The sequence below is a fragment of the Fontisubflavum oceani genome, from assembly GCF_030407165.1.
GTDB classification, from domain to species: Bacteria; Pseudomonadota; Alphaproteobacteria; order Rhodobacterales; family Rhodobacteraceae; genus Rhodophyticola; species Rhodophyticola oceani.
Genome location: NZ_CP129111.1, coordinates 2547402 through 2558937 on the forward strand (window position 1 = coordinate 2547402; position 11536 = coordinate 2558937).

Genomic DNA, 11536 nt, shown 5'->3' on the forward strand with positions numbered 1-11536 from the left:
CGTCCGGGTCACGCCCGGCGGCGTCCGCCACGCCGCCCGCTGCGCCCACCACCGGCGGACATCGCGGCCTTTGCGGCTTCGGGGAAGGGGGTGCCCTCCTTCACGGCCTCAAGCACCTTCGCAAAGCCGATCCATTTGCCGCCATTGGCGTCGTGGTTCATCAGGAAATTGGCGGCGTTGACCGCCTCCATCTCCACCGGACGAACCGGGTTCATGATGGCGCTGGTCATGCCCGCGCCAATCGCCATGGGCAGGAAGGCCGCGTTAATGCCGTGTCGATTGGGCAGGCCGAAGGAGATATTTGACGCGCCGCAGGTTGTGTTCACGCCAAGCTCTTCCCGCAGTTTCTGCACCAAGGTGAAGACCTGCCGCCCGGCCGTCGCCATAGCGCCCACGGGCATGACCAGCGGGTCGACCACGATGTCATGGGCCGGGATGCCAAAATCGGCGGCGCGCTCGACGATTTTCTTGGCCACGGCGAAACGGACATCGGGGTCTTCGCTGATACCGGTATCGTCGTTGGAGATCGCGACCACGGGCACGTTGTATTTCTTGACCAGGGGCAAGATCGCCTCAAGCCGGTCTTCCTCTCCGGTGACAGAGTTCAGAAGTGGGCGACCTTCGGCCAGTTCCAGGCCTTTCTCTAGCGCGCCGGGCACCGAGCTGTCGATGCATAGAGGAACGTCCACAAGCCCTTGAACAAGCTCAATCATCTTACCCATAAGAGGCGGTTCGGTCTCATTCGGGTTCGGGTTGGAATTATAGACCACGCCCGCATTGACATCGAGCACCATCGCGCCACAGGCGACCTGTTCCAGCGCGTCTTTCTCAACCGTGGAGAAATCCCCTGCCTCAAGCTGCGCGGCCAGGATTTTGCGGCCCGTGGGGTTGATCCGCTCACCGATCACGCAGAACGGCTCATCAAAGCCGATTACGACGGTTTTGGATTTGGACTCAAGGACGGTACGGGTCATATGGCTTCCCTGCTCAGGTGTTGGCGGGGCGGGTTGAAGCGCCCCCATTATCGATGGCCCATTGGGCGTTGGTTTTGATGCCCCCCAAGGGGAAGAAATGCACTGCCTCGATGTTGAAATCGGGCGTCGCAGCCTTGTGGGCGGCGAGTTTTGTCAGGATATCGGCCGGCTCAAACGGCAAGAGCAGCTTGGTCACGTCTTTGGCGCGTTTCTGCAGCACGTCGAGTGAGGGGCCTACGCCGCAGGCAATCGCGAACCGGATCAGTGTTTGCAGCTTGGCGGGGCCCGCGACGCCGATATGGATCGGCAGGCGAATGCCCTCGGCGGAAAGCCGGTTGGCCCAGGCGATCACCGGGTCCGCTTCGAAGGCAAATTGCGTGGCAATCGCCATCTGGGCGTCGGTGCGTTCCGAGAAGGCTTGCTTCCAGCGGAGCGCCTCCATCACCATTGCATCGCCGCCATCGGGGTCAATGTCGCGATTGCCTTCCGGGTGGCCCGCCACATGCAAGCGTTTGAACCCGGCCTTGTCGAAAAGCCCGGTTTCGATGAGTTGCATCGAGCTTTCGAACTCTCCGGCCGGTTTGGGTGGGCCACCGGCCAGAAGCAGCGCCTGATCGACGCCAGCCTCGCTTTGGTAGCGATCAATCCAATCCGACAAAATGGCTTCATTGGCGATGATCCGGGCCGGGAAATGCGGCATGACGTTGTAGCCATCGGCCGCGAGACGGGCCGCGGTTGCGACCATATCCTCAATCGGCGTGCCTTCGATATGGGCGATATAGACCCGGGTGCCTTCCGGCAGCAGCGCGCGGAAATCTTCGACCTTTTCGGCGGTCCGCGGCATCACCTCGATGGAGTAATCCTTGAGGAATGTCTCGAGTTCCGGATTGACGGGTTTGGCCGCATCCGGTGTCGCGGGGCGTTTGAAATTCAAAAGGGCCATCAATCTCTCCCAGGGTGATGTCGGTGGCATGGGTCTAGGCCGCCTTGTCGTTGTCCCATCCGTCATTGGCGATCAGCGCTTTGAGCCGGTCTTGGTCATAGCTTTGGTCCAAGGTTTCGGCCTGTACCCGCGCGATCTCATCAGGGTCACCGTCGACCTCAAACGGCTCCGCCTTCCGCCAATCGGCCAGATAAGCGTCATCGTCTTTTGCACCGACCTTCATCGCACAGCGGTCAATCGCCTGCTCGAACCGTTCGGGCAGGGGGCTTTCGATCCGCGACGGCCTTTGCCGACGATGATCTGGGCCGGAATATCGCGCCAATATACGATTGTAACAGCGGGCATAGGCGAATCCTCTTCTCTGCCCGTCACCATATGAGCGCAGGCCAGACCCACCGGGCCTGTTTTCGACATCAATTGGGGCCGGAGCGACCCCGGGAGAGTCCTAACGGGTTCGTGGCGCGCAAGCGAGGTGCGGGGAGGGTCATAATTCTCATGATCATCTTGAGGTGCGGCAAGAGCATTGTGAGATCGCGCGTGGATCGTTACATTTGTCGCAACTTATGAATTCGGAGGGGCCGATGTCGCGCAAGCGTCCTCACGGTGCCGGCCCGTTCCCCAGACCCGTCGCGCCGGTGACCCCGGTTTCGACCCCGCCTGTTGAACGTAACCCCGCACCCAAATCACGCCCGGATCCGGCGGATCTTTATGCTGCGCTGGATTTGGGCACCAACTCGTGTCGCATGTTGATTGCTCAACCCAAGGGCAATCAATTGCATGTGGTGGATTCCTTTTCCAAATCGGTGCAGTTGGGTCAGGGTTTGGAGGCTTCGGGGCGGCTCTCGCGCAGTTCGATGGCGCGCGCGGTTGGGGCGTTGAAAATCTGCCAGCGGAAATTGGCGAAACATCATGTGCGAAGCGCACGGCTTGTGGCGACCGAAGCCTGCCGTCGGGCGGTCAACGCGGATGATTTCATCGCCGTGGTGAAGCGCGACACGGGGCTGGAGTTGGAGATTATTGAGCCGGAGGAGGAGGCGCGCCTCGCGGTTGTCTCTTGCGCGCCTTTGGTGTCGACCCGGACCGAGCAATTGTTGGTGGTCGATATCGGCGGCGGGTCGACGGAGCTGGTCTGGATCGATCTGAGCCGAGTGCCCGCCTTGGAACGGCCACGGGCGATTATGCGGCTGCATCATGGCTTCGATCACAAAGACAGTGTGTTCCCACGCGCCAAGGTGGTGGATTGGATCTCCGTGCCTTTGGGGGTGGCGACGCTGAAAGACATGTATTCGGATGTGGCGGACGATTCCGGGCGCTTTGCGCTGATGAGTTGGTACTTCGAAGAGCAATTGGCGGCGTTTTCGCCCTATGACGATGCGGCGGATCAGGCGCGGGAAGGATTTCAGATCATCGGGACCAGCGGTACGGTGACCACCGTGGCGGCGAGCCATCTGGGTCTTCGGCGCTATGACCGGAATAAGGTGGATGGGTTGCGGATGACCTCGGATCAGATCGATACGGTCATTCAAGGCTATCTGAGCCTGGGCCCCGATGGACGACGGCGCGACCCGCGGATTGGGCGCGACCGGCAAACGCTGATCATGTCGGGGGCGGCGATTTTGCAGGCCCTGTTGCGGGCCTGGCCGACGGACCGGTTGAGCGTGGCGGATCGGGGGCTGCGTGAGGGGTTGCTTTATGCCCAGATGTCGTCAGATGGGGTGTTGGAGGACGGGCCGCTTTGAGGGATTGCGCCCGTGCCTGTGCGGCACGTCGCGGTGGCGGCGCCCGCGTCAGCCCCTAAAGGGGCCCCCTCGGGCGCGGTGCCTCCGGCGGGGATATTTTTGAAGCAGAGAAGCAGGGACCTGAACGCAAGATGGCGAAGGGCACAAGCGGGCGCGGGCAGCGCGATTTACGGGTGAAGGTGAAAACGGCGCGAGGGCGGAAGCTCAGCTCGACGCTGTGGCTGGAGCGGCAATTGAACGACCCCTATGTGAAGCGGGCCCAGGCCGAGGGGTATCGCGGGCGGGCCGCGTTTAAAATCTCGGAATTGGATGACAAATACCGGTTTTTGGTTCCGGGCGCGCGGGTGGTCGATTTGGGCTGCGCGCCTGGCGGATGGTGCCAGGTGGCGATCAAACGGGTCAATGCGCTTGGGGAGAAGCGTGGCAAAGCCGTGGGCCGTGTGATTGGGCTGGATTTGCAGGAGGTGGAGCCGATTGCGGGGGCCGAGATTCATCTGCTGGATTTCATGGAAGATGGGGCGGATGATCAGGTGAAGGCGTGGTTGGGCGGCAAGGCTGATGTGGTGATGAGCGACATGGCGGCGGCCTCTTCGGGGCACAAGCAGACAGATCATTTGCGGATCATGGCGCTTTGTGAGGCGGCGGCGGAGCTGGCCTTTGACGTGCTGGATGAGGGTGGGACTTTCGTGGCGAAAGTCCTGGCGGGGGCGCCGAGGGCGAGTTGCAAAAGCGCCTGAAGCAAAGGTTCACCAAGGTTGCGAATGTGAAGCCGGGGGCCAGCCGTGCGGACAGTTCGGAGAAGTTTGTGGTGGCCACTGGGTTCCGAGGTCAATCGGACGAGACTGAGGACTGACGGCAGAAATCCGGGCAAACTTGCGTATCTCCCAGATTTAGGGGTTTCCCTCCGGCGCGCCCCATGAGAAAGACACGTGCCAACTGAAACTCCCGCTGGAGGTCCGAGATGGAGATTCGTGAGGCGCTTACCTTTGATGATGTGCTGTTGGTCCCTGGGGCCTCCTCCGTTCTGCCGAGCACGGCGGATACGCGTACATATGTGACCGCCTCAATCGCGCTGAACATTCCGCTTCTCAGTTCAGCGATGGATACCGTGACCGAAGCGCGGATGGCGATTGCCATGGCGCAGGCGGGTGGCATGGGGGTGATCCACCGCAATCTCGATATCGAGCAGCAGGCCCGTGAAGTGCGGCGCGTGAAGCGGTTTGAGAGCGGCGTGGTTTATAATCCAATTACGCTGCGACCGGATCAAACGCTGGCCGATGCGAAAGCCTTGCAGGAGCGGTATCGGATCACTGGCTTCCCCGTGGTCGACGAAGATGGCCGGGTGATGGGCATCGTCACCAATCGCGATATGCGGTTTGCCCGCGATGATGCGACGCCGGTGCGGGTGATGATGACCGCCGAGGATCTGGCGATGCTGGAGGAGCCAGCGGATTTGGACGAAGCGCGGAGCTTGATGCAGGCGCGGCGGATCGAGAAGCTGTTGGTGGTGAGCAAGGAGGGGCGGCTGACCGGGCTTTTGACGATCAAAGACATTGAACAGGCGGTGCTGAACCCGACGGCCTGCAAGGACGAGTTGGGGCGCCTCCGGGTTGCGGCGGCGACGACGGTGGGCGATGCCGGGTTTGAGCGGTCGGAGGCGCTGGTCGATGCGGGTTGCGATCTGATCGTGATCGATACGGCGCATGGGCATTCCGAGGGCGTCGGCCAGGCCGTTGAACGGGTCAAGAAGCTGTCGAACGCGGTGCAGGTTGTGGCGGGCAATGTCGCGACCGGAGAAGCGACGCGGGCTTTGATCGGGTCCGGGGCCGATGCGGTGAAGGTCGGGATTGGACCGGGATCGATCTGCACAACGCGGATCGTGGCTGGGGTCGGCGTGCCACAACTGACCGCGATCATGGATTGTGCCGAGGCGGCAGCAGCGACCGGCACACCTGTGATTGCCGATGGCGGCATCAAGTATTCGGGCGATTTTGCCAAAGCGATCGCGGCGGGGGCGCATTGTGCCATGGTCGGCTCGATGATTGCCGGAACCGATGAGAGCCCCGGAGAAGTCATTCTCTATCAAGGTCGTAGCTTCAAAAGCTATCGTGGTATGGGCTCACTTGGTGCGATGGCCCGGGGCTCTGCAGATCGGTATTTTCAGAAAGATGCGGCCAGTGACAAACTGGTGCCTGAGGGGATTGAGGGGCAAGTGCCCTATAAAGGCAGCGCGGGCGCGGTGATTCATCAGCTTGTTGGCGGGCTCAGAGCGGCGATGGGCTATACCGGCAGCGCGACCGTTGCTGATATGCGCCAAGGTGCGCAATTCGTTCGGATCACCGGATCGGGCCTGAAAGAGAGCCATGTGCATGATGTGCAGATCACTCGTGAAAGCCCAAATTATCGTTTGGGATGAGTGCATTGCGGGCTGATCTTCGAGTTCTAGCATGACACCTGCAGCCCGCTATGCTGCGGCCATTACCGTGTTGGACCGCTGGCTCGACGGGGTGCCGGTTGAGAAGGCGCTGACCGGATGGGCGAGAGGCGCGCGCTATGCCGGGTCGAAAGACCGGGCCGCGGTGCGGGATCATGTCTTTGATGTCCTGCGGATGAAGGGGCGTTGCGCCTGGCTTGGTGGGGCAGAAACGGGTCGGGGCCTGATCCTCGGGCTTCTTCGGTCGCGCGGGGAGGCCCCTGCGGAGGTGTTCACAGGTGATGGATACGCTCCGGCGGCTTTGACGCCAGAAGAACAAACGCCGCCTGCGGACGATCCAGAGATCGATCTCGATGTGCCGAATTGGCTCATGCCTGCGCTGGAATCCCGGTTTGATCAGAACCTCCCGCGCGCGCTTGTTGAAATGGGCAAACGCGCGCCGGTCTTTCTTCGTCTCAATCAGAAGAAAACCGATGCGTCTCAGGTGATTGACCGCCTGCGTTTCAGTAGTGTTGAGGCTATCCAAAGTGCGGGCTGTGCAACTGCCTTAGAAGTGCGCGCGGGCGCCCGGCAACTGCGTCAGGCATCCGCCTATCTTGATGGGCTCGTGGAGATCCAAGACCTCTCTGTGCAGAGGGCGATGGGGGTCATTGATTGGCCCCTGAAAGGACGGGTCTTGGATTATTGCGCCGGGGGCGGCGGCAAGGCTCTGGCCATCGCGGCTGTTTCTGACGCGGAGATTACGGTCCATGATGCCCATCCGAAGCGGATGGCAGATATCCCGGCGCGGGCGACGCGGGCAGGGGTCCGGCTGAACATGCGCGAGACAGACGCTCTCGCAGCTGAGGGGCCGTTCGATTTGGTGCTGTGTGATGTGCCCTGCTCGGGAAGTGGTACATGGCGCCGTGATCCGGAGGCAAAATGGTGCCTGACGCCGGATCGATTGGCGGAGTTGTGCCAGCTCCAGGCCGATATTTTGGAGAAGGCGGCGGCGTTGGTTCGGCGCGGAGGTCGGATCGTCTATATGACCTGCTCGCTGTTTCACGATGAGAATGAAGCGCAGGTCTCTGGCTTCTTGGCGCGCAATCCGGATTGGCGGCAAACGGTCCAGCATTTCGATACCCCGTTGACCGCATCGGATGGTTTTTTCGTCTCGGAGTTGACGGAGCTCTCAGAGACGCCCTAAGAATCAAGGATGTGGCGACAATGAACCGCCGATTTTAAGACCCGTTTAATTATTTGTTTGCGAAATAGGGTGTGACGAATCGGATTGGAGGTTGGCTGTGGCGGATCAGGCGGTGGTGCCCGAGAAGTTAGCTGTGCCGATTGGGGCGGCTTCGCGACAGTCGTGGTTGCTCTTCGGATTGGCAATCGTGTGTGCTGGCCTTGCCTGGTATGTGCCGTCGCAGGCTGGATCTCTGATGCTGTTCGCGGCTTCTGGCTCTATTATTGCTGTCGCGATGCTGCTGCTGCTGACATCACATTTCCAAGAGAAGCGTGATCGCCGGGCTTTGGTGCAAGCGGCAGATTTGATCGACCTTGATCCGGCCCCGTGTTTTTGCACCGATGAGTATGGGGCCATTGTGGCTCAAAATCTTTCGGCGACGGAGCGGTTCGGTGGCCGAATGGGGCAGTCAATGTCCCAGGCTCTGTCTGGCCTGTTGATCAATGCCCCCGCAGCGGTGTTTCGGCAGGAAACCGCCCTGGTGCGGGAGCGGATGGCGCGCGAAACACTCGTGACACGGCGCGGCCATGTACGCGTGACCGCGCATCGTGTCGGTAAAGGGGCGCTCTGGCGGCTGGATGAGAGTGTCGAAAGCGCTCATCGCAGTGGTGATCATATCGCGCTGCCGATGATGGTGGTCAGTCCGAATGATACGATTCTGTCGATGAATGATGCGATGCGCGACACGCTCGGGCGGCGGGCGCGGAGGCTATCTGAGGTGTTTTTGAAACTGCCCCTCGTGCCGGGGCAGAGGCGGAGCGTTCAGACGGCGACCAAAACCATCGATGTGCTCCCGGTAGAGGTCAGGGCTGTCGACGGGCGGCGCGAGGTCTACTTGCTCCCTGCGGGTGGTCAGGCCGGCATCAACGATGATGGTGTCGCCGCGCGGGCCTTTGAGGCACTGCCTGTCGCATTGGTCCATATCGGGGGCGATGGCGAGGTTCTGGCTTTCAACCAACATGCGCAGGCGCTCCTCGGCCTCACGCCTGGTGAGGGGCCTTATCTGTCGGACTTGGTCGAAGGTCTCGGACGGCCGGTCGAGGATTGGATCCGCGATACACTTGAGGAACGCATTCCGCATCGCCCAGAGGTGCTGCGCGCCAAGCGCCGGGAAGAAGACTGTTTTCTCCAAATCACGCTCGGGCGGATCGCCACTAGCAAAGGCCCGTCGCTCTTGGCCGTGCTTCATGATGCGACAGAGTTGAAAACGCTGGAACAGCAGTTTGTCCAAAGCCAGAAGATGCAGGCGATTGGCGAACTGGCGGGCGGTGTCGCCCATGACTTTAACAATCTGCTCACTGCGATCACGGGACACTGCGATCTTCTGCTCTTGCGCCATGATCAGGGTGATCCGGATTACGGTGATCTCGTTCAGATCAACCAGAACGCCAACCGCGCGGCGAGCTTGGTCGGGCAGCTACTTGCCTTCTCTCGGAAGCAGACCTTGCAGCCTGAGCTATTGGATCTGCGAGATACGATGGGGGAGTTGACCCATCTTCTAAATCGGCTGGTTGGTGAGAAGGTTCAGCTGCACCTGTCTCATGACCCTGCGCTTTTGCCGATCCGCGCAGATCGGCGTCAACTCGATCAAGTTTTGATGAACATTGTGGTCAATGCGCGGGATGCAATGCCAGACGGCGGTGTCATCGATATCGAAACCCGCATGGTTCGGTTGCCCGAACCCTTGCGCCGAGACGAAGCAGAAGTTCCTGCCGGACAATATGTCAGCATTCGCGTCAGCGATGAGGGTGTCGGCATTGCACCAGACAAGCTAAGTCGGATTTTTGAGCCGTTTTATACGACTAAGGGTGTCGGCGAAGGTACGGGTCTGGGATTGTCCATGGTGTATGGGATTATCAAGCAGACCGGTGGCTATATCTTCGCCGATAGCACCGTGGGGCAAGGAACGACATTCACGATATACTGTCCTGCCCATGATCGCCTCGCAGACGAGTTTTCGTCACCAACAAAAGAGCGGCACACGTCGCCGGCTGAGCTCAGCGCCATAGATGCTGTCTCCGCAACCACTCAATCTGAACCGCCTGCAGTCAGCCCGACGGATGGCGTTGTCTTATTGGTCGAGGACGAAGCCCCGGTTCGGGCCTTCGCCTCGCGAGCCCTCCGGTTGCGAGGGTATACCGTCCTGGAGGCTGAAAATGCTGAAGAGGCTTTGGAAAAACTACGAGATTCTGCCTTGGCTATCGACGTCTTTGTGACTGATGTTGTGATGCCAGGTATGGATGGGCCGAGTTGGGTTCGGGAAGCGCTAAAGAGCCGTCCTGGAGTAAAAGTGGTCTTTGTCTCGGGCTATGCCGAAGACGCGTTGGACAAGACCAGCGAAGAGATTCCCAATTCAGTTTTCTTGCCAAAGCCGTTTTCCTTGTCGGATTTGACAGCAACGGTTCAGCGCCAATTGCATTAGCGGTGGTCCGGGGGCTTTCTCGTGGCGAAGATCGTCTACCGGGCGCTCGGACCAGAGCGGAACTTGATAGCTTGCGTCAGGTGTCTTTGACGGACAATCACGATGGTCGGCGCTATCTGAACAGACTCTTCAGCTATGAAACAGCCTTTCTGTTATGGGCCAGTTTCCAGCCCAAGATGCCCTGGTGTTCAGAGAATCCTGACACCCTCTTGCGATGGCGGATGATGAAAACACGCTTCATCCCAGTTGGGTCGAGAATCGCGGCGCTGCTATGTGGCAGAAGCGCTGTCTCCAACGCAGCCGTTCCGGCTTTTGGCGGGGCAAAAAGAGCACAAGTTTTGCGTCTAAAACGAGAGTAAATTGTCGTTTTGTCTCAGTGTTTCCTGCGGTAACGCGTCCTTAACCCTTCTCAAGAAAGACTGGAACGCGCACGATTTTACTTGAAATGTTCTTCTTTTGTGCGCATCACATATGCAGAACAAGAGGCGAACATAGAGCATCATTGCCGCCCCCATGGCGGTATGAAATAAGGGATCAACACTCATGGCAATGGCGAACCTTCTGGACATGACCGACCGAAAATCCGCGGATAAGCAAAAAGCGCTCGACAGCGCCCTGGCCCAGATCGAACGCCAGTTCGGCAAGGGCTCGATTATGAAGCTCGGCGACGAGAATGCCGTTCAAGAGATCGAGGCGACATCGACGGGTTCTCTGGGTCTCGACATCGCGCTTGGGATTGGTGGGCTGCCGAAAGGTCGGGTCGTTGAGATTTATGGTCCGGAAAGCTCAGGCAAGACCACATTAACCCTGCACGTCGTGGCAGAAGAGCAGAAGAAGGGCGGCGTCTGCGCCTTTGTTGACGCGGAGCACGCGCTTGATCCGCAATATGCGCGGAAGCTTGGCGTTGATCTGGATGAACTGCTGATCAGTCAGCCGGACACTGGCGAACAGGCGTTGGAGATCGTTGATACGCTGGTGCGCTCTGGCGCGGTCAATCTGGTGGTGGTCGACTCGGTCGCAGCGCTTACGCCGAAATCCGAATTGGAAGGCGACATGGGCGACAGCTCGGTCGGCGTTCATGCCCGCCTGATGAGCCAGGCCATGCGCAAGCTGACCGGATCGATCAGCCGATCCAACTGCATGGTGATTTTCATTAACCAGATCAGGATGAAGATCGGTGTGATGTTTGGCAGCCCGGAGACCACCACGGGCGGCAATGCGCTCAAATTCTACTCCTCTGTCCGGCTCGACATCCGCCGCATCGGTGCGCTGAAGGATCGCGACGAAGTGGTCGGCAATGCGACCCGCGTGAAAGTGGTTAAGAACAAAGTGGCGCCGCCGTTCAAACAGGTAGAGTTTGACATCATGTATGGCGAAGGCATTTCCAAAATGGGCGAGCTGCTCGATCTCGGCAACAAGGCCGGTGTGGTTGAGAAATCAGGCTCGTGGTTCTCTTATGGCGATGAACGCATTGGCCAGGGCCGGGAAAATGCCAAACAGTTTTTGAAAGATAACCCGGCGATTGCTCTGGAAATCGAAGACAAGATCCGCGCCGCGCATGGGTTGGATTTTGACATGCCTCCCGGCAGCGCCAAGGCAGGTGCTGATGAGGACATGATCGAAGATTAATCATCCCTCGGGCGAAACGCCCGTGTGATCAGCAAAACGCTGAACCAGGAAAGGGCGCGGTGAAACCGGCGCCCTTTTCGTTTGGCATTGGCCTATGCATAGATTGTCCTGTGGACAGTCCCCCGGCGCCTCGCTACATCCAACAGACCAGCCCTAGAAGAGACGCCCGC

The 11536-nt window shown here is 59.8% G+C and carries 7 protein-coding genes and 2 pseudogenes; 6 read left to right on the forward strand and 3 right to left on the reverse strand.

The window, feature by feature from the left end; genetic code table 11:
• Positions 1-8 precede the first annotated feature (8 nt).
• The 3 genes and pseudogenes from QTA57_RS13025 to QTA57_RS13035 form a co-directional block, all read right to left on the reverse strand.
• On the reverse strand, positions 9-974 hold the full coding sequence (locus tag QTA57_RS13025) for a methyltetrahydrofolate cobalamin methyltransferase (protein ID WP_290151886.1): 966 nt from the start codon (positions 972-974) through the stop codon (positions 9-11).
• 13 nt (positions 975-987) lie between these two features.
• Positions 988-1917: a methylenetetrahydrofolate reductase gene (locus tag QTA57_RS13030; RefSeq protein ID WP_290151887.1), complete on the reverse strand. Its 930-nt coding sequence runs from the start codon at positions 1915-1917 to the stop codon at positions 988-990.
• 34 nt (positions 1918-1951) lie between these two features.
• Positions 1952-2262, reverse strand: a pseudogene (locus tag QTA57_RS13035) (virulence factor).
• Between the two features lie 236 nt (positions 2263-2498).
• On the opposite strand from QTA57_RS13035, the gene QTA57_RS13040 reads away from it, so the two are divergent.
• The 6 genes and pseudogenes from QTA57_RS13040 (at position 2499) to recA (ending at position 11366) form a co-directional block, all read left to right on the forward strand.
• Positions 2499-3656: a Ppx/GppA phosphatase family protein gene (locus QTA57_RS13040; protein WP_145208650.1), complete on the forward strand. Its 1158-nt coding sequence runs from the start codon at positions 2499-2501 to the stop codon at positions 3654-3656.
• Positions 3657-3787: 131 nt separating this feature from the next.
• Positions 3788-4509, forward strand: a pseudogene (locus tag QTA57_RS13045) (RlmE family RNA methyltransferase).
• Positions 4510-4617: 108 nt separating this feature from the next.
• Positions 4618-6072 (forward strand): IMP dehydrogenase, encoded by a 1455-nt coding sequence (gene guaB / locus QTA57_RS13050; protein ID WP_290151888.1) that lies wholly within the window; start codon positions 4618-4620, stop codon positions 6070-6072.
• A 31-nt stretch (positions 6073-6103) separates the two neighbouring features.
• A complete protein-coding gene (locus tag QTA57_RS13055) occupies positions 6104-7276 on the forward strand; it encodes an RsmB/NOP family class I SAM-dependent RNA methyltransferase (protein WP_290151889.1) in 1173 nt (390 codons plus the stop codon).
• Positions 7277-7373: 97 nt separating this feature from the next.
• Positions 7374-9737, forward strand: coding sequence for a hybrid sensor histidine kinase/response regulator (locus QTA57_RS13060; protein ID WP_290151891.1), 2364 nt, complete (start codon positions 7374-7376; stop codon positions 9735-9737).
• 543 nt (positions 9738-10280) lie between these two features.
• Positions 10281-11366, forward strand: a complete 1086-nt coding sequence (gene recA, locus QTA57_RS13065; protein WP_145208658.1) for a recombinase RecA — start codon at positions 10281-10283, stop codon at positions 11364-11366.
• The last annotated feature ends 170 nt before the right edge of the window (positions 11367-11536 follow it).

Excerpts from the sequence above, each read along its gene's own strand:
- QTA57_RS13025 (WP_290151886.1), bottom strand. The coding sequence starts at position 974 with ATGACCCGTACCGTCCTTGAGTCCAAATCCAAAACCGTCGTAATCGGC.
- QTA57_RS13030 (WP_290151887.1), bottom strand. The coding sequence starts at position 1,917 with ATGGCCCTTTTGAATTTCAAACGCCCCGCGACACCGGATGCGGCCAAA.
- QTA57_RS13040 (WP_145208650.1), top strand. The coding sequence starts at position 2,499 with ATGTCGCGCAAGCGTCCTCACGGTGCCGGCCCGTTCCCCAGACCCGTC.
- guaB (WP_290151888.1), top strand. The coding sequence starts at position 4,618 with ATGGAGATTCGTGAGGCGCTTACCTTTGATGATGTGCTGTTGGTCCCT.
- QTA57_RS13055 (WP_290151889.1), top strand. The coding sequence starts at position 6,104 with ATGACACCTGCAGCCCGCTATGCTGCGGCCATTACCGTGTTGGACCGC.
- recA (WP_145208658.1), top strand. The coding sequence starts at position 10,281 with ATGGCAATGGCGAACCTTCTGGACATGACCGACCGAAAATCCGCGGAT.